We start from the raw sequence: 19,643 nt of genomic DNA, 5'->3' as shown, positions 1-19,643 counted from the left end.
ACTGACGGGTAGTCAATAGCCTCGCCCGGGCGAGGGCCGCGGGTGCCGGACCGGAGCCGCCCCGGGCGGACGGTCAACATATGCTGATCCGCCGGGCGTTGCTCCTGCAACCGCGCCGTATGCCAGCGAGGGAGACCGATGAGCCAGCCGCCGTACCCACCCGCTCCCGACGGCTCGGGGGCTCCGCAGGGCCCGTCGGGTCCGCCTGCGCAGCCGGGGCAGCCGCCGGCCCGGCCCGGTCCCTACTCGGCTCCTCCCCAGCCGCAGGCGCCCCCGCAGGGCGCCCCCGTCCAGGGCAATCCGTACGCGCAGCCGGTCCAGCCGGCCCCGCCCGCCTATGGCGGACCCCAGGGGTACCCGGGCCACCAGGCGGCCCCGCCGCCGTACATACCCCAGTCGCCGCAGTTGCCTCAATCGCCTCATCCGCCCTACTCGCCCCAGCCGTCGCAGCGTCCCGGGGGCCGTCGCAGGGCCGTGCTGCTCGCCGGCGCGGTGGCGGCCGTCGTGCTGCTCGCCGGAGGCGGCATCTGGCTGGCGACGAGCGGGGGTGACGACGAAGGCGACGGCAAGGACGTCGCCGCGAGCGCCGGGCCGTCCGGGACGGCATCGAGCGGGGACTCGGAGGAGCCGGTGGAGGAGCCGGTGGACGAGCCCACCGACGAGACACCGGCGACGTCCGACCCGGAGCCCTCCGACGCCGGGCCCACCGGTACCGGTATCGAGGGGATGTGGCGCTCCAGCTCGGGCAGCGGTGTCCTCGGCGTCCTGAAGGGCGAGGACATCAAGACCCTCCAGCCGGACAGCAAGATCTCGATGGTGTACGTCAAGGGCGGGATGGAGTGCAAGGGCGTGCGCACGGTGCAGGAGGCGGGCAAGAAGTACCGCTTCGCGCTCATCTGCTCCCGCGACGATGTCCGGGTGGAGTCCGAGGACCGCAGCGGTGACCTCACCTTCAGCGACGGCACTCTCAGCGTCGAGTGGACCTCCGGCGGCACCGGCACCGAGACCTTCGACCGGTACGGGGACGCCCCGTAAACGTCCCGTAGGCGTAGGCGTAGGCGTAGGCGTTGGCGGGCAGCGGAACGGGCCGCCCCCGGGTTGCCGGGGACGGCCCGTACGCGTACGAGAACCCGAGGCCGTGGCGGGAATCGAACCCACGTAACTCGATTTGCAGTCGAGCCCCTGAACCACTCGGGCACACGGCCATGCTCCATCTGCTGACGACCGTACGAGGGCGGACGGCGCCGCTCAAGACTTTCCGGCGGCGTGCAATGTGACTGCCACACCGCGTTCACAGTCGTACGACCAAGGGCCCAGCGAAGATCCATCCCGCGACAGGGCTCAACCCCTGATACGCCCCTTACTCTGAAGCAATGACCGCACTGGAACCAGGCGACGCCGACGTCGCCTCCGCCGCCCCCTCCGGCATATCCGGTCCCAGCGCCGCACCGGCCCCGGTCGCCGCCCCCGCCCCCGTTCGGGGGTGGCGCGGCGGCGTGCTCGGGCCGGAGCACCGGGCGCTCAGCATCTCCATCGTCGCCGTCGTGCTGCTGATCGCCTTCGAGGCGACCGCGGTCGGTACGGCGATGCCGGTCGCCGCGCGTGAGCTGGACGGGGTGTCGCTGTACGCCTTCGCCTTCTCCGCGTACTTCACGACCAGCCTGTTCGCGATGGTCCTCTCCGGCCAGTGGTCCGACCGCGACGGGCCGCTCGCGCCGCTCGTCACCGGGGTCGGCGCCTTCGCCACCGGGCTGCTGCTCTCCGGCGCGGCCGGTTCCATGTGGGTGTTCATCCTGGGCCGGGCCGTGCAGGGGCTCGGCGGCGGGCTGGTCATCGTCGCGCTGTACGTGGTCATCAGCCGCGCCTACTCGGAGCGGCTGCGGCCCGCGATGATGGCCGCGATCGCCGCGAGCTGGGTGGTCCCGTCGGTCGTCGGGCCGCTCGCCGCCGGGACCGTCACCGAACACCTGGGCTGGCGCTGGGTCTTCCTCGGCATCCCCGTCCTCGTCGTGCCGCCGCTGGTCCTCGCGGTGCCTGCGGTACGGCGGATGGCGTCGGGGACCGCCGTGCCGCCGGCCGCGTCGTCCGGGAAGGCCGGGGCGTCCGGGAAGGCGGGAGTGTCCGCAACCGAACGGGCGTCCGGGAAGGCCGGGGCGTCCGGGAGCGCGGCCGGCTTCGACCGGCGCCGGATCCGGCTCGCGCTCGGGATCTCGCTGGGCGCGGCGCTCCTCCAGTACGCGGGCCAGGACCTGCGCCTCCTCTCGCTGCTGCCGGCCGCGGCGGGGCTGGCGTTCCTCGTGCCCGCCGTCCTCGGGCTGCTGCCGGGCGGGACCTGGCGGGCGGCGCGCGGGCTGCCGTCGGTGGTGCTGCTGCGCGGGGTCGCCTCCGGGGCCTTCATCGCGGCGGAGAGTTTCGTACCGCTCATGCTGGTCACCCAGCGCGGCCTGTCGCCGACGATGGCCGGGCTCTCGCTCGCGGTCGGCGGCGCGACCTGGGCGCTCGGCTCGTACGTACAGTCCCGGCCTCGCATGGAGCCGTACCGCGGGCGGCTGATGGCGGGCGGCATGGTGCTGGTGGCGCTGGCCATCGCCGCCGCGCCGAGCGTGCTGATCGACGCGGTGCCGGTCTGGGTCGTGGCGGTCGCCTGGGCCTTCGGCTGCCTGGGCATGGGCGCGGTGATCGCCTCCACGAGCGTGCTGCTGCTCCAGCTCTCGGCGCCGGAGGAGGCGGGCTCGAACTCGGCGGCGCTCCAGATCTCCGACGGCCTCTCCAACGTCCTGCTGCTGGCGGCGGGCGGCGCGGCGTTCGCGGCGCTCGGCGGCGGCGCGGTGGGCGCGGTGGGCCACGCCGCGTCGGACGTCACGGCCACGGCATCGCACCCGGCGGCGTTCGCGGCGGTGTTCCTGCCGATGGCGGTGGTGGCGCTGGCGGGCGTGTGGGTGGCTACGCGGGTCGGTGCGGGGGGCCGGGGTGCGGGGCGCTGATTGGTACCACTCTGGCCCCAGGGTGGTGGTACCGTTTTGGTATGGCTATGAACCTGCGTCTCCGTGACGACCAGACCGAGGCCCTGAAGCAGCGTGCCGAGCAGGAGGGGACCAGCATGCACGCCATACTCCTCCAGGCCGTGGACGACTATCTGGCCCGCACCGCGCATGAGGCGATGGTCAGGAAGACCGCCAAGGAGCAGGCCGCCAAGTGGAGCGAGCTCATGGAGCGGCTCAAGTGATCTGTGTCTATCTCTCCGCCGAGGACGTTCTGGCCATCGCGGACCACGCCTGCGACGACATGCAGGTCGTGGTCCGCGATGTCGGGCTCCTGGAGTCGGCCGTGCACCGCCCGTCGGCTGCGATGTTCGGCCAGGAGGCGTATCCGGATGTGATCGAGAAGGCTGCCGCGCTGCTGCAGTCCCTGGCCGTCAACCATCCGCTGTTCGACGGCAACAAGCGGACGGCGTGGCTGTCCTGCGTCACGTTCCTGGCCCTGAACGACGTGCATCTGCGCCCTGACATCGACGCGGCCGAGCGGCTGGTCATCGGGGTGGCCACGGGGCGGATGGACGAGATCAAGGCCATCGCGGACTGCCTGCGGGAGCTGGTCGTCCCGCCGGTGTGACAGGCGTCGCACTCGGTTCGGTCACGGCCTCGTTCGTACGAGGACCGGGTCACCCCGCCGGTAGGGTGGCCCGGTTGTCGTACGTAAGCCCGTGCGCCCGCCGACGTCCACGCGTCCGGCCGGGCGCTCACGTAACCCCACGTCCGAGCGTCCGAACCGGAGACCGTGACTACTACCGCCGCCTCCCATCACCTCTCGCCCGCCTTCCCCGGCCGCGCGCCCTGGGGCACCGCCAACAAGCTGCGTGCCTGGCAGGAGGGCGCCCTCAGCCGATACATAGAGGAGCAGCCCCGTGACTTCCTCGCCGTCGCCACGCCCGGCGCCGGCAAGACGACCTTCGCGCTGACGCTCGCCTCCTGGCTGCTGCACCACCATGTCGTGCAGCAGATCACCGTCGTGGCGCCCACCGAGCACCTCAAGAAGCAGTGGGCCGAGGCCGCCGCGCGGGTGGGGATCAAGCTCGACCCCGAGTACAGCGCGGGACCGGTGAGCAAGGAGTACGACGGCGTCGCCATCACGTACGCGGGCGTCGGGGTCCGGCCCATGCTCCACCGCAACCGGTGCGAGCAGCGCAAGACGCTCGTCATCCTCGACGAGATCCACCACGCGGGCGACTCCAAGTCCTGGGGCGAGGCGTGCCTGGAGGCGTTCGAGCCGGCGACCCGGCGGCTCGCGCTGACCGGCACGCCGTTCCGGTCCGACACCAACCCGATCCCCTTCGTCGCGTACGAGGAGGGCAACGACGGCATCCGCCGCTCCTCCGCCGACTACACGTACGGATACGGGAACGCGCTCGGCGACGGCGTCGTCCGGCCGGTGATATTCCTCAGCTACAGCGGCAACATGCGCTGGCGCACCAAGGCCGGCGACGAGGTCGCCGCGCGCCTCGGCGAGCCGATGACCAAGGACGCGATCTCGCAGGCGTGGCGCACCGCGCTCGACCCGCGCGGCGAGTGGATGCCGAGCGTCCTGCGCGCCGCCGACCGGCGCCTCACCGAGGTCCGCAAGGGCATTCCGGACGCCGGCGGGCTGGTCATCGCGAGCGACCAGGAGGCGGCGCGCGCGTACGCCAAGCTCATCCGCGAGATCACCGGGACGAAGGCGACGCTCGTCCTCTCCGACGACGTCGGCGCGTCGAAGCGGATCGACGACTTCTCGGGGAGCGACGAGCGGTGGATGGTCGCCGTCCGCATGGTGTCGGAGGGCGTCGACGTGCCGCGCCTCGCCGTCGGCGTGTACGCGACGACGATCTCGACCCCGCTCTTCTTCGCGCAGGCCGTGGGCCGTTTCGTACGGTCCCGGCGGCGCGGCGAGACGGCGTCCGTCTTCCTGCCGACCATCCCCACCCTCCTCGGTATCGCCAACGAGATGGAGGTCGAGCGCGACCACGTCCTCGACAAGCCGAAGAAGGAGGGGGAGGAGGACGACCCCTACGCCGAGTCCGAGAAGGAGATGGCGGAGGCCGAGCGCGAGCAGGATGAGGACACCGGCGAGCAGGACATGCTGCCGTGGGAGGCGCTGGAGTCCGACGCCGTCTTCGACCGGGTGCTGTACGACGGCGCCGAGTTCGGCATGCAGGCGCACCCCGGCAGCGAGGAGGAGCAGGACTACCTCGGCATCCCGGGGCTCCTCGAACCCGACCAGGTGCAGCTGCTGCTCCAGAAGCGGCAGGCCCGCCAGATCGCGCACAGCCGCAAGAAGCCGGACTCCGAGGCCGACCTGCTGGAACTGCCCGCGGAGCGGCGCCCCGTCGTCTCCCACAAGGAGCTGCTGGAGCTGCGCAAGAAGCTCAACACCATGGTCGGCGCGTACGTCCACCAGAGCGGCAAGCCGCACGGGGTCGTCCACACGGAGCTGCGCCGGGTGTGCGGCGGTCCGCCGAGCGCGGAGGCCACGGCGGGACAGCTCAGGGAGCGCATCTCCAAGGTGGGGGAGTGGGCCACCCGGATGCGCTGACGGCGCGCGGGGCACCCGCCGGCGAGATGTCGACGCCGTCCGAGGTGTGGACGTCGTAGAGGTATGAGCCAGGTGCCGTGATCGATGTAACGGTTGATGTACAGCGTGGCCGCTGCCCGGGACCCCCGGCAGCGGCCACGCCGCCGTTCCGGGCCCTTTCGGGCGCCCTTTCCGTCCCTCGGTGATCACTCAACGGGTCATATATGGGCACACGACGTCACCATGTGATCGGACATTTGGCGTCAATGCGCGTTGACTCACCACTCATGCCCGGATTCTGGACGAGGGCTTCCGCTGAGCGGTACTGATGGTTAATGTCCCCGCAATGTGAACGCTCCGTGGCAACTCCGCCGCGTAGCGCAGCCGGTGGTGCCATGCCCCGCCGGTGGCCTCTCCGCGCGGCGACGGGACGGGACCCGGCGCCGCGGAAGCTCCAGGGCGGGGAGAGCGCCGTCGTCACTCTTCCCCGAGGCCTCGGCTTCGCCCGACCAGGGGAGACCCCATCCGGACTCGTCCGACTCACACCGAAGGAGAGGGCGTCGTGACCGCGGAGACCTCCCAGACGCTCGACCGGGGACTGCGCGTCCTCAAGCTGCTCGCCGACACCGATCACGGGCTGACCGTCACCGAACTGTCCACCCGGCTCGGCGTCAACCGGACCGTCGTCTACCGGTTGCTCGCCACCCTCGAACAGCACACGCTCGTCCGCCGCGACCTGGGCGGCCGGGCCCGGGTGGGCCTCGGGGTGCTGCGCCTGGGCCGGCAGGTGCACCCGCTGGTGCGGGAGGCCGCGCTGCCCGCGCTGCGCGCGCTCGCCGAGGACATCGGCGCGACGGCGCACCTGACGCTCGTCGACGGCGCGGAGGCGCTGGCGGTCGCCGTCGTGGAGCCGACCTGGACCGACTACCACGTGGCCTACCGGGCCGGATTCCGTCATCCGCTGGACCGGGGCGCGGCCGGCAAGGCGATCCTCGCCGCCCGGCAGGGCGCTCTCACCGAGCCGAGTTGCACCCTCACCAGCGGGGAGCTGGAGGCGGGCGCGAGCGGGGCGGCGGCGGCGCTGATCGGGGTGACCGGGATAGAGGGGAGCGTGGGCGTGGTGATGCTCGCGGACGCCGTACCGGAACGGGTCGGTCCGCGCGTGGTCGACGCGGCCCGCGAGGTGGCCGACGCCCTGCGCTGACCGGTGCGGACGGCCTGCGCTGACCGATGCGGACGGCCTGCGGACGGCCTGCGGACGGCCTGCGGGCGGTCTGCGCTGGCCGGTGTGGACCCCTGGGCGGGGGCGGTGCGGACGGTCGGCCGGGGCGGCGCGGATGCCTGGGCGGGGGCGGTGGTACGCGGCAGATAGATTGAACACCGTGTTCTCTCGCCTCCCGCGGTTCTCTCGCCTTTCGCGCCCCAGCGTCCTCATCGTGTGCGCCCTCCCGGTCGTCGCGCTCTTCGTCGTCGTCGGCGTCGCACCGCTGCCGTACGCCGTGGCGCAGCCCGGGATGACCGCGGACGTCCTCGGCACGAACAAGGACCGGCCGGTCATCACCATCAGCGGCGCGCCCGTACGGAAGACCGAGGGGCAGTTGCGGATGACGACGATCGAGGCGACCGGGCCGTCCACCGACGTCGACTTCGGCGACGTGGTCGAGGGCTGGTTCCGTACGGACCGGGCCGTGCTGCCCCGCGAGGCGGTCTACCCGTCGGGCCAGTCCGACCGGCAGGTCAGGAAGCACAACACCCAGGACATGATCGACTCGCAGAACTCCGCGACGACCGCCGCCCTCGCCCTCCTCGGCGAGGACCCGGCGAAGGTCGATGTCGGCCTCCACCTCGCCGATGTGGGCGGCCCCAGCGCCGGGCTGCTCTTCGCGCTCGGCATCGTCGACAAGCTCGACGGCGACGGAGCGGGCGGCGACCTGACCGGGGGCCGCACCATCGCCGGTACGGGGACGATCACCGGCGACGGCAAGGTCGGCCCGGTCGGCGGGGTGGCCCTGAAGACCCAGGCGGCGGGGCGCGACGGGGCGACCGTCTTCCTCGTACCGAAGGCGGAGTGCACGGACGCGCAGGCCGAGTTGCCGAAGGGGATGCTGCTGGTCCCGGTCACCACGCTGAAGGGCGCGGTGTCGTCGCTCACGGCGCTGGAGCAGGGGCGGACGGACCGGGTCCCGAGCTGCTGACGTCCCCCGCGCCCGCGTCCGCATTCGCGTCCACGTTCCGGGATGTCTCCGGAGCGGGCTTCTCCACGGGGCGTTCCATGGACCGCCAGGCCGGGAAGACCAGCGGGCTCAGCGTCGCCAGCAGATAGACCCCGCCGACAACCAGCAGCGCGCTGCCGAGCCCCGCGCGTTCGACCAGCAGGCCCGCGGCCAGTCCACCGAGCGGCATCGTCAGCTCGACCCCCGCCGTGGTCACGCTGGACACCCGGCTGCGCAGCGCGTCCGGCACCCGCTCGTAGATCACGGTGGTGAGGATCGGGTTGAGCACACCCGCCGCGAAACCGCCCGCGGCCATCGTCACGGCCAGTGGCAGGGTCCCGTCCGTCAGCGCCGCCACCACGAACTTCGGTGCTCCGCAGAGCAGAAAGGCCCCGGCGAAGACCGCGCGGCGCGGGAAGCGCTCCCCGTACGCCCCGTACAGCAGTGCGCCCAGCAGGGCTGCACCGCCGGACACGGCGATGAGCAGCCCGAGATCGGCCGAGCCGCCCAGCTCGTCGCGGGCGTGGACCGGCAGCAGGACCGAACCCCAGCCCTGGTCCAGGCCGTTGGTGATCATCACCATCAGGGTGATGCCCATCAGCAGCCGGGTACGGGCCAGGAAGGCGTACCCCTCGCGGAGTTCGGTGCGGTACGTGGCGAGCGAGACCGGGGCGAGGCGCTGCGGCTCCGCCGAGCGGACTCCGCGCAGCCCGGCGGCGATCAGTGCGGCGGAGGCCGCGAAGGTCACGGCGTCCAGCAGCAGCACCGTCTCCGCGCCCACCACCGCGATCAGTACGCCGGCCAGCGCGGCGCCGATCATCCGCGCGCCGCGCGAGACCGCGTCGTACAGGCTCGCGGCGCGCGGCAGGGTCGTGCCGGCGCGATCGGCGAGATCGGGCAGCAGGACGTAACGGGCGGTGAGCCCCGGGGTGTGGACGAGGCCGCTGAGCGCCATCAGCGCGCAGAGCATCCAGAACTCCAGGGCGCCCGCGTAGTGCAGCAGCGGGATCGCGGCCATGGCGAGACCGCAGACCAGATCGGAGACGACGGAGACCCGCCGCCGCCCGAGCCGGTCGATGACCGGGCCGCCGACGACCGCGGAGATGACGACCGGCAGCGTCGCGCAGAAGGCCACGATCCCGGCGTCGGACGCGCTGCCGGTGGTCTGGAGGACGAACCAGGGCACCCCGATCAGGGTCAGCGAACTACCCGCGATGGAGATGGTGTTGGCGGCGAGCGTGGCGACGAAGGGCCACCGGTCGCCGGGGCGTTCGCCGGAGTGCTCGGGCCCGCTCACGCGAGATGCGTTCTCGTGCGCGCCACCGGGCGGTTGACGAGGCGCAGCCCCAACTCGACCAGCGACCAGCCCAGTCGGGTGCGGAGACTCGCGCGGAGTTCCGTACGGTCCCGACGCGGCCCGGTGGCCTCCCGGAACTCGGCGGCCTCCCGGTGCAGTTCGGCGGCGCGCAGGCGATGAGTGGTGAGATGAATGTCGGCATGCATGGTGGATCCCCCCTGAGTTCTGCTTCGGTCGTCTCAGCCCGTCGAGCCGCGGCGCGGGAAGGAGTGCAGGTGTACGCGGACCTGTGGGGCGTCCTCGGCGGCGGGCCCGATCCGGCGGTAGCGCTCGGCGACCGCGTGCATTTCCTCGTTCATCTCGGTGAGTTGGCGCGGTGTCAGCCGCAGGGTGAAGTTGCTCATGTCCGCGGCCTGCGACCACTCCAGCGGCCAGTCGCCCGAGGTGCCCAGCCAGGTGGTGAGTTCCTGGGTATGGGTGGTGGCCACCTCGTGCAGGTACAAGTCCGCCGCGCCCCGTACCTCGGGATCGGTGTTCGCGTGCAGGTCTTCGGTGAAGCGGACCCCGTCCTGTGCGGCCTTCCACCACCGCTCGCGGCCCTTGCCGCGCGTCGGGTCGTCCTCGACGAAGCCGTACTCGGCGAGCTGGCGCAGGTGATAACTCGTGGCGCCACTCGACTCTTCGAGCCGGGCGGCGAGTTGGGAGGCGGTGGCGGCGCCGTGGTGGCGCAGCGCGTCCAGCAGGCGCATGCGCAGCGGATGGGCCAGGCCACGGAGTGACCGCGCGTCCAGGGTGCGTACGTTCTGCTGCGGCGGCTGCGCCTCTTCGGGCGTCTCGGGTGTGGGTTCAGGCTCGGGCATGGTGTCACCGTAACCATGCAAAGACTCCGTTGCAACGCTTTCTTTGCAACGGAGTCTTTGGATCCTGCTTCCCGCCCGGTCAGTCGTCCCGCGACGCCTGTTCCACCAGCGGGATGATCCGCAGCGGCACCGGGTTCTCCATGACGATCGCGGTGGCGGCCCGCACGATCCCGTCGAAGCCGACCACCAGGTCGATCACCCGCTGGAGATCGGCGTTCGAGCGGGCGACCAGGCGGCAGAGCATGTCCCCCTCGCCGGTGGTGGTGTGCAGTTCGAGCACCTCGGGGACGCTCGCCAGGTGGGCCCGTACGTCCGCGCCCTGCCCCTGCTTGATCTCCAGCGTGGCGAAGGCCGTGACGGGGTAGCCGAGCGCCGCCGGGTCCACGGCCGGGCCGAACCCCCGGATCACCCCGTTCGACTGCAGCCGGTCGAGTCGCGCCTGTACGGTCCCGCGCGCCACGCCGAGCCGTCGTGACGCCTCCAGCACCCCGATCCTGGGCTCCTGGGCCAGCAGCACGATCAGCCTGCCGTCGAGCCGGTCGATACCCACGGTCACTCTCCCTCCTCCAGCATGGTCATCCTGTGCGAATCGTCCCGCCATTCTCGCCATCCGCTGTACAGAATGCCCAGTCAGATTCTGAACTGTTGCGCACCTTGCCGAGCGGCCTGACGCTGGAGTCATGGCTGACACCTCGACGCACAGCACTCTCGGCGCCCCGGGCACCGCCCCCGGCGCAGCCCCCGACACCGCGCGCGAGGCCGATCCCTTCCCGGTCAGGGGAATGGACGCGGTCGTCTTCGCCGTCGGCAACGCCAAGCAGGCCGCGCACTACTACTCCACGGCCTTCGGCATGAAGCTCGTCGCCTACGCGGGCCCGGAGAACGGCAGCCGGGAGACCGCGAGTTACGTTCTGACCAACGGCGCCGCCCGCTTCGTCTTCACGTCCGTCATCAAGCCGTCCACCGACCGGGGCCGCTTCCTCGCCGACCATGTCGCCGAGCACGGCGACGGAGTCGTGGACCTCGCGATCGAGGTCCCGGACGCGCGCGCCGCGTACGCCTACGCCACCGAGCACGGCGCCCACGGCCTCCAGGAGCCGTACGAGCTGAAGGACGCGCACGGCACCGTCGTCCTGGCCGCGATCGCCACGTACGGCAAGACCCGGCACACCCTCGTCGACCGCTCCGGTTACGACGGGCCCTACCTGCCCGGCTTCGGCGCGGCCGACCCGATCGTCGCGCCGCCCGCCAAGCGCACCTTCCAGGCCGTCGACCACTGCGTGGGCAATGTCGAACTCGGCCGGATGAACGAGTGGGTCGGCTTCTACAACAAGGTCATGGGCTTCACGAACATGAAGGAGTTCGTCGGCGACGACATCGCCACCGAGTACTCCGCGCTCATGTCGAAGGTCGTCGCGGACGGCACCCTCAAGGTGAAGTTCCCGATCAACGAGCCCGCGGTCGCCAAGAAGAAGTCGCAGATCGACGAGTATCTGGAGTTCTACGGCGGGGCCGGCGTCCAGCACATCGCGCTCGCCACGAACGACATCGTCGCCTCCGTACGGGCCATGCGGGCCGCCGGGGTGCAGTTCCTGGACACCCCCGACTCGTACTACGACACCCTCGGCGAGTGGGCGGGGGAGACCCGGGTGCCCGTCGACACCCTGCGCGAGCTGAAGATCCTGGTCGACCGCGACGAGGACGGCTATCTGCTCCAGATCTTCACCAAGCCGGTCCAGGACCGGCCGACCGTCTTCTTCGAGATGATCGAGCGGCACGGCTCGATGGGCTTCGGGAAGGGCAACTTCAAGGCGCTCTTCGAGGCGATCGAGCGCGAGCAGGAGAAGCGCGGCAACCTCTGACGGCGGAGGAGGGGGCTCCCGCGCCCCTTCCCGCCGTACGTGGGTGGGCGGGGCCCGGTCTTCCCGGCCCGGCCGGGCCCCGCTCACCTGTGCCGGGCCGCAGCGCGCTCACCCGTGGGCGGCGGCGCTCCGTGCCTCGGCGGCGAGGGCCCGGACGCGGTCCGGTGGCAGCGCGGCGGGATGCCGTACGGGGGCGGGCGCGCCCCGGCAGGTGCCGCACTCCCCGTCGCTCAGCGCTTCCGGCCGTCCCGGTGCCCGGCAGGTGCCGCACTCCACCATGACCGCCGCCACCCGGCCCGGGGCCACCGGCATGTCCGCCGGCAGCTTGGCCACGAGCCGGGATCGTACGAACCCGGCCGGATAATGGACCGGTACGGGCAGCCCGTCGGTGAGGGCCCGCAGTACATCCTCCTCACCGGCCCCGCGTGCGAACCACTCGGCGGCCAGCGCTTCCAGAGCCTCGCAGTCGGCGGCGGACAACGACAGGGCGGAACACCGCCGCCCGACCGAGGCAAGCAGGAGATACCCCCGCGACCGCCCCACCCGTGCACCGGGCGCCTCGACCGGGGCGGGTGGGTGAGTCCGGACCGGGGCGGGGGCGTGAGCCGAGGCGGGGCCCGAAACCGGCGCCTGCCCCGGCGCCGGGTCCGGTGCCGTGACGGCCGTCGCCCCCGTACCCGACTCGCCCGCATCGACAGGCGAGCCCCAGGCGTCATCACTCCGGGCGGTACGCGAGAACCACGTACGGGTGACCCATCGCCCGCCACCCGCTCCCACCAGAAACTCACGTCGCCGCAACAAATGCCCGGCCTGCTCAAGGAAGTTCAGGGCCGTCCGTAAGGCGCACTGCCCGTACTCCATCACCTTGGCCAGCGCTTTCACCGAAATATCGGCCCCGTCGGGCAACCGGTCGATGAGCCCGGCGATGGCCGCCTCACGCCCCGGCAGGAGCGCGAAGTCATCGGCGGAGGAGCCCGGTTGACGGGCAACCGAACGCTTGCCGTACCCGGCACTGGCCATCGGATGGGAAGCGGCGTGCACGCGCGGCGGCGCAACACTAAACTGCGGAGCAGCCATAAAGATCAAGCCCTTGATCTAGCTGGTGAGGTCTCCGTCAGGTGCTCTAACACCAGGCGGAGGCCGTTTTCCGTTCAGGGGCACGCTAGACGGATCTCACCCTGCGTGGCAACCCGGTCGCGAAAAGTCAACCTCCAAGGTAGGGAGGGTGGGTGGGAAACAAGAACCAACCACTCCTCACAAGCACGGCTCGACCCCCGAAGCTCAAGCCCCGAGCCGCCCGGAACTGCACCGCCTCGAAGCTGATGTCCCAGGTCGGCCTGCGGGTGAGCGAGGCGTTGTTCGGGACGGACGCGGCCGGTGCCGTCGTCCAGTAGGTTCTGCGGATGCGGCAATTCGCGGACATCGAAGACCTGTCGGGGCTCGTGCGTGACGCACTCGGATCGGGGTGCCGCGTCGTCGCCGTGGATCGGTTGCGCGGGGGGAGCAAGAAGGGGGTGTACCGGGTCCGCCTTGATGGAACCCGCACAGCGAGTGTGATCGTCTATAGCTGGGCCGAAGTTGAGAACTTCTGGCCAGGCGTGCACGAGGCCGATCCGACTGACCCGTTCGCGCCCGCCTCCGGGCTGGTCCCGTTCCTGACCGCGCAGCGGAGCCTGGACAGTCTCGGGGCACGGGTTCCGCAGGTACTCCTGGTGGATGACAGCCGGCGCCGCTGTCCGGCGGACGTCGCCGTGGTCGAGGACGTCTCCGGCGGCACGCTCGAAGCCCTCTTCGAAACCGATCCCACGCGCGCCGCGAGAACCCTGGGCGATCTCGCCGAGATCCTTGAGGTGATGCACCGACACCGGGGGCGGCATTACGGCAGGGTGGACTTGCTGGAGCGGGGCGGCCCCGTGCCTGAGGTCTCGTGCGAGCGGCGGGTTCACGACCGCGCCCTGCGGGACCTTGAGGAGGCGGCGGGGCGTGACCGCCGCATCGCGGCAGCCTGCGCCGCATTGCGTGACCGTCTGCAGGAACTGGCCGATCGGGTGAGCCCTCGTACCGAATACGGGCTGATCCACGGTGAACTCGGACCCGACCACGTCCTGGTCGACGCCGAGGGGCAGCCCGTCCTGATCGACATCGAGGGCCTGATGTACTTCGACGTGGAGTGGGAGCACGTCTTCCTTCAACTCCGCTTCAGCGAGCGGTACACCGCACTGGCCAGGCCCGCTCTCGATCCGCAGCGGCTCGACCTCTACATGCTCGCAATGCGCCTGTCGCTGGTGGCGGGACCACTGCGTCTCCTCGACGGGGACTTCCCCGATCGGGCGTTCATGCAGGAGATCGCCGAGCACAATGCGAAAGAGGCGCTGGCGCTCCTTCCGTCGGTGTAGCCCCGGGATGCGTAGGACCGAGCGGAGCACTCGTCCACTCCTCGACACGATCAGTTCGGACGGGGCGGCGGGGAGGTTGACGCCGGCAGTGGGGAGTTACTTGACCATCGACAGGCTTGCTTGCGCCTGCCTGCGGTGGGCTTGCGCGTGACGTTGCGGCGCGTTGTTCGCCGAGTGCGCGGGAGAGTTGCTCGCGAAGTTGCTGGTTCTCCTCGGTGAGCCGCCGGATGCGGGCGTCGGCGGCTTCGAGCCGCCGCAGCAACGAAGCATCGGAGCTGCGTTGACGTGCGGGAATGGGGGATGCGGGGTCTCGGCGGTGGGCTGCCCGGACTCAGGCCGATTCGCATCCCGTCGCGAATTCGCATCCGATGCACTTGGCGGCGCTTGGAACATCGGTACATCGGTACAGCGGTTATCGGTGAGAACGATTATGGTCGGCCGGCACAGTGATCTACTTCGCTGCCGAGGTTCGGCCGGCAGTCGGCGCCCTGCGCCCGATGCGCGACCCGGATGCGCCGGAGCTGGACGAGGACGACGACGGCCACGAGGGCTGAGCCGATGCTGACGACCCGCGCCTCAGTACACCGGGGCGGGGCACTGCGTCGGGCCGCCTGTCGCCGTACGCGCAACTGCGGGTCACGCGTTCGGTTCGGCGCCGGTCATCAGGGCGAGCAAGCTGTGGGGCGCCCGGTCGTCGATCATGATCGTGTAGAAGTCGTCGTCGTCCGCTTCCACGGCGGCGGCGCGGGCGAACATGGCCTGTTCGTACGAGGCGAGCGCGGTCTCCGTATCGCCGGGGTGCGCGGCGAGGGCTCGGCCGAGTTCGGCGCCGTCCTGCATGGCCAGGTTGGCGCCTTCGCCGTTCGGGGCCCGGAGGTGGGCGGCGTCGCCGAGCAGGGTCACCCCGGGCACGCGGTCCCAGCGGTGCCCGGCCGGCAGGGTGAAGACGGGGCGCAGGGCCGGTGGGGTGTCGCTGTCGGTGATCAGGGCGGTGAGTGCGGGAGCCCACCCGTCGAACTCCCGCGCAACCCGTGCGGTGAGGGCTGCGGCATCGGTGGTGTCGAGGTCGGTGAACCAGTCCTGGGGCTTCTTCAACTGCGCGTAGGTGTGCAGGGTTCCGCCGCCTTCGCGGTGGGCCAGCAGTCCCCTGCCCGGCGCGAGCGCGAACAGTGAGCCGCCTCCGACCGCCTCCGCGGAAGCGCCGTGGCGGGTGTCCGCGTCGAGGAGAAACGTCTCCACGCTGCAAACGCCGAAGTACTCCGGGGCGGCCTTCGAGAGCAGCGGTCGTACGCGCGACCAGGCTCCGTCGGCGCCGATGAGCAGGCCCGTGACGGCGGTGGTGCCGTCGGCGAAGTCAACCTGGTGGCGGCCGTCGCCGAGGGCCCGCACGGCGGTGACCTTGCGGCCCCAGCGGACGGTGCCGGCGGGCAGCGAGTCGAGGAGCATCTGCCGAATTTCGCCGCGCGGTGCCTCCGGGCGTAAGCCGGTTCCGTCGTCGGGCAGGTCGAGCAGCACGTTCCCCGCCTGGTCCATGATCCGGTACGCCTCGCGGCCCGGGAGGATCAGCTGGTGGAACTCCTCGGTCAGACCGGCCGCTTCCAGGGCGGCCTGCCCGCTGTGGGGGTGCAGGTCGAGCAGGCCGCCCTGGCGGCGCGTGTCCGGCGCGGGTTCCGCTTCGTAGACCGTGGCCGGGATGCCGTGCACGTGCAGTACACGGGCCAGCGTCGGGCCGCCCAGACCTGCTCCGATGATCGTGACAGGTGTCGTCATGGTGTCCTCCGTAGGCCCTTGCGGGGTGCCGTGACGTCGTCATTGGATCGTCACTCCAATCACGCTAGCATGAAGTTGGATCGGCGCTCCATTCGTGCGATGCTGGGGGCATGGTGAAGAGATCGGCGAAGGGATCGGCGCGGGCTCCGCGGCGGACGGAGAGCCTGTCGAGGGAGGTGATCATCCGGACCGCGATCGAGATGCTGGACGGCGGTGGGGAGAAGGCGCTGACGCTGCGTGCGCTCACCGTGCGCCTGAGCACCGGCTACGGGGCGATCTACCATCACGTCGCGGACAAGAGCGATCTGCTCGCGACGGCCGCCGACGAGGTCATCACCGGCGTGATGTCCGGCGTGGTCGCCGACGCGGATCCGCGCACCGCTCTGCGTGTCCTCGCCCTCGGCCTGTTCGACGCGATCGACGCGCACCCCTGGGTCGGTGCGGAATTCTCCCGCCAGCCGTGGCGGCCCGCGCTGCTGGACTTCTACGAGGGCGTCGGCCGCCTGCTGGACGCCCTCGGTGTGCCGGAGGAAGCGCGGTTCGACGCGGCCGGCACGCTCGTGAACTACGTCCTCGGGGTCGCCGCGCAGAACGCCGCGAACGCACGGCTCCGCGCGGGCAGCGACACGGACCGGGAGACCTTCCTGGAGAACGCGGCCACGCAGTGGGCGCAGATCGACCCGGGCCGCTACCCGTTCGTGCACGCGGCGGCGACTCACTTGGGCGAGCACGACGATCGAGAGCAGTTCCTCGCCGGGGTGGACATCTTTCTCGCCGGCATTTCAACCCTGTGCCAGCCGCGGAGATCTCGTCCACGACGATGACCGAGACGGAGCTCAGCGGCACCGGGAGTTTCGATGCGGTCGGCTTCGCGCTGGGCCTGCGGGTGCGTGACGTCGTCCATCACCCCGACCGCGAGCGGGACGGAGAACGCGCCGTGTGGTTCTACGCGCATACAGATGGTGGGTGGAGCACGACCGTCCGGGCGTCACCCGGTTCGGGCTGACGGTGGGCGGTGACGGCGAGCGGACGTGGCTCGACTCGCCGGAGCATTCCGTACGTCAGTGAACCGACGTAACCGAGCCGACGTAACCGGCGTAACCGACGTAAGTGAGGGGACCCGACGTGGATGACCTGCCCGACGGCCACTTCAGACATCTGCTCCTGCCCTGCACCGATCCAAGGGCAAAGGGCTTTGCGGCGAGCTTCTGCCAGGGGTTCGCCGACGCGATCGTCGCACGGGTCGGTGCCGAGTCCTGATGTTCAACCTCGTATTCGCAGGCATGGTCTTGGCCATCCCGGCAGGGCTGCTGATGCTGCGTCGTGGCGTGAAGCAGCCTTCCCCCCGGCACAAGCAACCTGTCGCCCTTCTTGGTGCCGCCCTGATCGCCGGAAGCCTCACGGCCATGGTGTGGGGTTTTGGTCTTATCTCGGGCGGCCTGGACATTCGGGAGACCTGTGAACTCGCCCATCACACCACCTACGACCAGGCGTGGCGGGACCGTACGGGTGCGGACGGCACGTCGTACTTCCCAGTAGCCAATGCGTGCAACGAACACGTCAGCCTCGTGCCCGCGTGGGTGAACCCCACGATCGTCGTTCTCGCGGTCGTCACCGTCAGCGCCCTTGCCCTTGCCCTCTTCCGGATCGCTTGCGCGATTCGACACGGAAAGGAACTGGTCTCCTCGTGAGCGGTACAACCAGCCGTAGACGTTTGCTCGGAGTCGGCGCAGCTACCGCTGCCGGTCTCGCTCTCACCATCGCCGGGAGTTCCGCGCAGGCGACGGCCCAGCCGAAGCCACTGTCGAAGGCCAAGTAGTCGAAGCTGCCGGAAGTCACGGAATGGTCCGGGCGGAAGTCCGCAAACGGCTGGGCCATTCTGGCCGAGGCCACCAAGTACCGGCTCCAAGGCGCACCGAGGCTCACCGTGGAGGCCAACGCGAGCCCCAGGACCAGGCGCCGCACACACGGGAGCGGGGTCCGGTCTCCTCGACCGGGCCCCGCTCCGCTCCCGTACGTATGCCGCGTGTGCCGCTGACCTCCGACCCTCAGGAGGGCGACGGCGTCACCGGAGGAGTCACCGGCCGCGTCATCGGCGGGGTCGCCGTCGGCGTTGCGGTCGGCTGCGGTGCCGGTGACTTCGGGCGTACGACCTCGGGCGGCTGCGGTGTCGAGCCCGCGCCCTCGATGTCCTGCGGGCCGCCCTCCACCGGCTCCCCGAGCGACTCCAGCGCGTCCAGCGCCCGCGGCGCCAGCAGCGGCGAGAAGTACGGGTTGATCCGCAGCGCCTCGTCGAGGTGGCGGCGGGCCGGGCCGTCCATCTCCAGCGACCGCTCGATCTCGCCCCGGTGGTACGAGAACAGCGCGCTCCGCCGCCCCTGCTCCGTCGCCTTCTTCGCGTACTTCAGCGCCTCCTCGCCCCGGCCCGCCCGGTACAGCGCCCACCCCAGCGCGTCCGCGACCTCCATGCTCCGGTGGTGGCGCGCCCACTCCGAGCGCAGCCGGGCCACCGCGGCCGCCGGGTCGCCGTGATCGGCCTCGAAGCGGGCGAGGACCAGCTCCTCGTTGACCCCGTGGCCCTGCGCCCGCGCGGCCCGCGCGCGCAGCGTCGCGTACTGCGTGCGGGCGTCGCCGTCCAGGCCGTTCGCGTCGTACAGCTCGCCCAGCTCCAGCGCGTACTCCGGGCGCGGCAGCTTCGCCAGCGCCGCCTGGTAGGCGCGGTACGCCTCGTCCGTCCTGCTCAGCGCGGCCAGCACGCGCGCCCGGCCGGCCAGCGCCGCGGGGTGGTCGCGCGCCGCGGCGAGCGCCGCGTCGTAGAGGCCCATCGCCTCGGTCGGCTCGCCGCGCTCCCAGGCCAGCTCGCCCAGCGTGTACAGCGCCTCCGCCTTCTGCGTGGGGGAGTCCGCGCGGGCCGAGGCCTCGGCCGCCTTCGCCTCCGCGTCCTCGCGCCAGCCGCGGTCGCGGTAGACCGACACCGAGCGCGCCAGTACGGCGGGGGTGCCGGGGCGCAGCTCCTTCAGCTTGTCGAGCGCCTTGCCCGCCGCCGCGTAGTCACCCAGACCGGTGTACGCGTCGATCAGCACCGGATACGCCGTCCACGCCCCGGGCTTCCGGGCGCGGAGCGTCTCGCCCCACTTCTTGGCGGTGGTGAAGTCGTGGCGGGCGTTGGCGAGTGAGCCGAGACCGGCCAGCGCCCGGGTGCGGGCGGGCGCGCCGATCCCGCCCTGTTTGTTGTCGTCCGCCCCGTCCCCGTCCCCGTCCCCGTCGTCCGTACCGTCGCCGTCCCCTTCCTCGGCGGCGCGGGCCCCGTGGTCCTCCGGCCCCGCCGCCCCCACCGGCTGCCCCTTCAGCGAGCGCTGGAGCGCCTGGTCGGCCTTGGAGAAGTACGTCGAGTCGCCCCGCTGCTCCCCGCGCTCCACATACGCCGCGCCCAGCACCGCCCACGCCGTGCTGTCCTCCGGATGCGTACGCAGCCACTTCTCGCGGTCCAGGATGAGCGCGTCGAGGTCGGGCAGCGAGGCGGGCGCGCCCGCGCTCACCGCCGCCAGCGCCCGCTCGACCGGGGTCGCCGGCCGCGACCCCTCACCCCTGTCGGGTACGAACAGCAGCACGCCCCCGACCAGCGCCGCACCCACCCCGGCCGCCAGCGCCGCCCTTCTGACCTGCCTAACCTGCTCCTTCTTCATGGCGTTCATGCC

General features: G+C 71.5%; 21 protein-coding genes and 1 tRNA gene. 14 read left to right on the top strand and 8 right to left on the bottom strand.

The window, feature by feature from the left end; translation table 11 throughout:
- Positions 1–138: 138 nt before the first annotated feature.
- The gene (locus ACFXKG_RS08625; protein ID WP_384834412.1) at positions 139–1,035 is read left to right on the top strand and encodes a hypothetical protein; all 897 of its coding nucleotides are present in this window, start codon (positions 139–141) and stop codon (positions 1,033–1,035) included.
- Positions 1,036–1,133: 98 nt separating this feature from the next.
- Here the strand turns inward: ACFXKG_RS08625 and ACFXKG_RS08620 are convergent.
- Positions 1,134–1,205: transfer RNA gene (locus ACFXKG_RS08620), tRNA-Cys, on the bottom strand.
- 168 nt (positions 1,206–1,373) lie between these two features.
- Between ACFXKG_RS08620 and ACFXKG_RS08615 the strand changes: the two genes are divergently transcribed.
- The 6 genes from ACFXKG_RS08615 to ACFXKG_RS08590 all read left to right on the top strand — a co-directional run bounded on the left by ACFXKG_RS08615 (position 1,374) and on the right by ACFXKG_RS08590 (position 7,742).
- On the top strand, positions 1,374–2,984 hold the full coding sequence (locus ACFXKG_RS08615) for an MFS transporter (protein WP_384834409.1): 1,611 nt from the start codon (positions 1,374–1,376) through the stop codon (positions 2,982–2,984).
- Positions 2,985–3,025: 41 nt separating this feature from the next.
- Positions 3,026–3,226: a ribbon-helix-helix protein, CopG family gene (locus ACFXKG_RS08610; RefSeq protein ID WP_365819364.1), complete on the top strand. Its 201-nt coding sequence runs from the start codon at positions 3,026–3,028 to the stop codon at positions 3,224–3,226.
- Positions 3,223–3,612, top strand: a complete 390-nt coding sequence (locus ACFXKG_RS08605; protein WP_384834406.1) for a type II toxin-antitoxin system death-on-curing family toxin — start codon at positions 3,223–3,225, stop codon at positions 3,610–3,612. Before ACFXKG_RS08610 ends, ACFXKG_RS08605 begins: the two co-directional genes overlap by 4 nt.
- A gap of 165 nt (positions 3,613–3,777) precedes the next feature.
- On the top strand, positions 3,778–5,568 hold the full coding sequence (locus ACFXKG_RS08600) for a DEAD/DEAH box helicase (protein ID WP_384834403.1): 1,791 nt from the start codon (positions 3,778–3,780) through the stop codon (positions 5,566–5,568).
- Positions 5,569–6,109: 541 nt separating this feature from the next.
- The gene (locus ACFXKG_RS08595; RefSeq protein ID WP_365819357.1) at positions 6,110–6,751 is read left to right on the top strand and encodes a helix-turn-helix domain-containing protein; all 642 of its coding nucleotides are present in this window, start codon (positions 6,110–6,112) and stop codon (positions 6,749–6,751) included.
- 232 nt (positions 6,752–6,983) lie between these two features.
- Entirely contained in the window at positions 6,984–7,742 is a 759-nt protein-coding gene (locus tag ACFXKG_RS08590; RefSeq protein ID WP_384834400.1) for a S16 family serine protease, read from the top strand.
- On the opposite strand, the gene ACFXKG_RS08585 is transcribed toward ACFXKG_RS08590, so the two are convergent.
- From ACFXKG_RS08585 to ACFXKG_RS08570, 4 genes are all read right to left on the bottom strand, one after another.
- Positions 7,696–9,057 (bottom strand): MFS transporter, encoded by a 1,362-nt coding sequence (locus ACFXKG_RS08585; protein WP_384834397.1) that lies wholly within the window; start codon positions 9,055–9,057, stop codon positions 7,696–7,698. The two genes, ACFXKG_RS08590 and ACFXKG_RS08585, sit on opposite strands and share 47 nt — an antisense overlap.
- Positions 9,054–9,263 carry a hypothetical protein gene (locus tag ACFXKG_RS08580; protein WP_384834394.1) on the bottom strand — a complete coding sequence of 70 codons (210 nt, stop codon included), beginning with the start codon at positions 9,261–9,263 and terminating at the stop codon, positions 9,054–9,056. The genes ACFXKG_RS08585 and ACFXKG_RS08580 overlap by 4 nt, the downstream gene beginning before the upstream one ends.
- A 33-nt stretch (positions 9,264–9,296) precedes the next feature.
- Positions 9,297–9,917, bottom strand: coding sequence for an ArsR/SmtB family transcription factor (locus ACFXKG_RS08575; protein WP_384834392.1), 621 nt, complete (start codon positions 9,915–9,917; stop codon positions 9,297–9,299).
- Between the two features lie 79 nt (positions 9,918–9,996).
- Positions 9,997–10,467, bottom strand: a complete 471-nt coding sequence (locus ACFXKG_RS08570; protein ID WP_382887414.1) for an Lrp/AsnC family transcriptional regulator — start codon at positions 10,465–10,467, stop codon at positions 9,997–9,999.
- Between the two features lie 232 nt (positions 10,468–10,699).
- Between ACFXKG_RS08570 and hppD the strand changes: the two genes are divergently transcribed.
- Positions 10,700–11,779, top strand: coding sequence for a 4-hydroxyphenylpyruvate dioxygenase (hppD, locus tag ACFXKG_RS08565; protein ID WP_384834535.1), 1,080 nt, complete (start codon positions 10,700–10,702; stop codon positions 11,777–11,779).
- Positions 11,780–11,887: 108 nt separating this feature from the next.
- Here hppD and ACFXKG_RS08560 read toward each other — a convergent pair whose 3' ends face one another.
- Positions 11,888–12,820 carry a hypothetical protein gene (locus ACFXKG_RS08560; RefSeq protein WP_384834389.1) on the bottom strand — a complete coding sequence of 311 codons (933 nt, stop codon included), beginning with the start codon at positions 12,818–12,820 and terminating at the stop codon, positions 11,888–11,890.
- Between the two features lie 188 nt (positions 12,821–13,008).
- Here ACFXKG_RS08560 and ACFXKG_RS08555 point away from each other — a divergent pair, with 188 nt between their 5' ends.
- Together ACFXKG_RS08555 and ACFXKG_RS08550 are read left to right on the top strand one after the other, a co-directional pair.
- Entirely contained in the window at positions 13,009–13,173 is a 165-nt protein-coding gene (locus ACFXKG_RS08555) for a hypothetical protein (RefSeq protein WP_384834386.1), read from the top strand.
- 9 nt (positions 13,174–13,182) lie between these two features.
- Positions 13,183–14,175 carry a phosphotransferase family protein gene (locus ACFXKG_RS08550; protein WP_384834383.1) on the top strand — a complete coding sequence of 331 codons (993 nt, stop codon included), beginning with the start codon at positions 13,183–13,185 and terminating at the stop codon, positions 14,173–14,175.
- A gap of 636 nt (positions 14,176–14,811) precedes the next feature.
- Here ACFXKG_RS08550 and ACFXKG_RS08545 read toward each other — a convergent pair.
- Complete coding sequence (locus ACFXKG_RS08545; RefSeq protein ID WP_384834380.1) at positions 14,812–15,945, bottom strand: FAD-dependent oxidoreductase; 1,134 nt, start codon at positions 15,943–15,945, stop codon at positions 14,812–14,814.
- Positions 15,946–16,055: 110 nt separating this feature from the next.
- On the opposite strand from ACFXKG_RS08545, the gene ACFXKG_RS08540 reads away from it, so the two are divergent.
- The 4 genes from ACFXKG_RS08540 to ACFXKG_RS08525 all read left to right on the top strand — a co-directional run bounded on the left by ACFXKG_RS08540 (position 16,056) and on the right by ACFXKG_RS08525 (position 17,636).
- Complete coding sequence (locus ACFXKG_RS08540) at positions 16,056–16,769, top strand: TetR/AcrR family transcriptional regulator (protein ID WP_384834377.1); 714 nt, start codon at positions 16,056–16,058, stop codon at positions 16,767–16,769.
- Positions 16,766–16,951 carry a hypothetical protein gene (locus ACFXKG_RS08535; protein WP_384834374.1) on the top strand — a complete coding sequence of 62 codons (186 nt, stop codon included), beginning with the start codon at positions 16,766–16,768 and terminating at the stop codon, positions 16,949–16,951. The genes ACFXKG_RS08540 and ACFXKG_RS08535 overlap by 4 nt, the downstream gene beginning before the upstream one ends.
- A gap of 119 nt (positions 16,952–17,070) precedes the next feature.
- Positions 17,071–17,205 (top strand): hypothetical protein, encoded by a 135-nt coding sequence (locus ACFXKG_RS08530; RefSeq protein ID WP_384834371.1) that lies wholly within the window; start codon positions 17,071–17,073, stop codon positions 17,203–17,205.
- Entirely contained in the window at positions 17,205–17,636 is a 432-nt protein-coding gene (locus ACFXKG_RS08525; RefSeq protein WP_384834368.1) for a hypothetical protein, read from the top strand. The genes ACFXKG_RS08530 and ACFXKG_RS08525 overlap by 1 nt, the downstream gene beginning before the upstream one ends.
- A gap of 357 nt (positions 17,637–17,993) precedes the next feature.
- Here ACFXKG_RS08525 and ACFXKG_RS08520 read toward each other — a convergent pair whose 3' ends face one another.
- Entirely contained in the window at positions 17,994–19,640 is a 1,647-nt protein-coding gene (locus ACFXKG_RS08520) for a tetratricopeptide repeat protein (RefSeq protein ID WP_384834365.1), read from the bottom strand.
- Positions 19,641–19,643 lie beyond the last annotated feature (3 nt).

This window comes from Streptomyces sp. NPDC059255 (genome assembly GCF_042752355.1).
Classification (GTDB): domain Bacteria; phylum Actinomycetota; class Actinomycetes; order Streptomycetales; family Streptomycetaceae; genus Streptomyces.
Note: the sequence above shows the minus strand (reverse complement) of the source record. Positions and strands in the feature narration are given on the sequence as shown.

What these genes read in the sequence shown, in the direction of transcription:
- ACFXKG_RS08520 (WP_384834365.1), bottom strand. Translation starts at nt 19,640, where the DNA reads ATGAACGCCATGAAGAAGGAGCAGGTTAGGCAGGTCAGAAGGGCGGCG.
- hppD (WP_384834535.1), top strand. Translation starts at nt 10,700, where the DNA reads ATGGACGCGGTCGTCTTCGCCGTCGGCAACGCCAAGCAGGCCGCGCAC.
- ACFXKG_RS08610 (WP_365819364.1), top strand. Translation starts at nt 3,026, where the DNA reads ATGGCTATGAACCTGCGTCTCCGTGACGACCAGACCGAGGCCCTGAAG.
- ACFXKG_RS08525 (WP_384834368.1), top strand. Translation starts at nt 17,205, where the DNA reads ATGTTCAACCTCGTATTCGCAGGCATGGTCTTGGCCATCCCGGCAGGG.
- ACFXKG_RS08540 (WP_384834377.1), top strand. Translation starts at nt 16,056, where the DNA reads ATGGTGAAGAGATCGGCGAAGGGATCGGCGCGGGCTCCGCGGCGGACG.
- ACFXKG_RS08580 (WP_384834394.1), bottom strand. Translation starts at nt 9,263, where the DNA reads ATGCATGCCGACATTCATCTCACCACTCATCGCCTGCGCGCCGCCGAA.
- ACFXKG_RS08535 (WP_384834374.1), top strand. Translation starts at nt 16,766, where the DNA reads ATGACCGAGACGGAGCTCAGCGGCACCGGGAGTTTCGATGCGGTCGGC.
- ACFXKG_RS08615 (WP_384834409.1), top strand. Translation starts at nt 1,374, where the DNA reads ATGACCGCACTGGAACCAGGCGACGCCGACGTCGCCTCCGCCGCCCCC.
- ACFXKG_RS08625 (WP_384834412.1), top strand. Translation starts at nt 139, where the DNA reads ATGAGCCAGCCGCCGTACCCACCCGCTCCCGACGGCTCGGGGGCTCCG.
- ACFXKG_RS08575 (WP_384834392.1), bottom strand. Translation starts at nt 9,917, where the DNA reads ATGCCCGAGCCTGAACCCACACCCGAGACGCCCGAAGAGGCGCAGCCG.
- ACFXKG_RS08550 (WP_384834383.1), top strand. Translation starts at nt 13,183, where the DNA reads ATGCGGCAATTCGCGGACATCGAAGACCTGTCGGGGCTCGTGCGTGAC.
- ACFXKG_RS08545 (WP_384834380.1), bottom strand. Translation starts at nt 15,945, where the DNA reads ATGACGACACCTGTCACGATCATCGGAGCAGGTCTGGGCGGCCCGACG.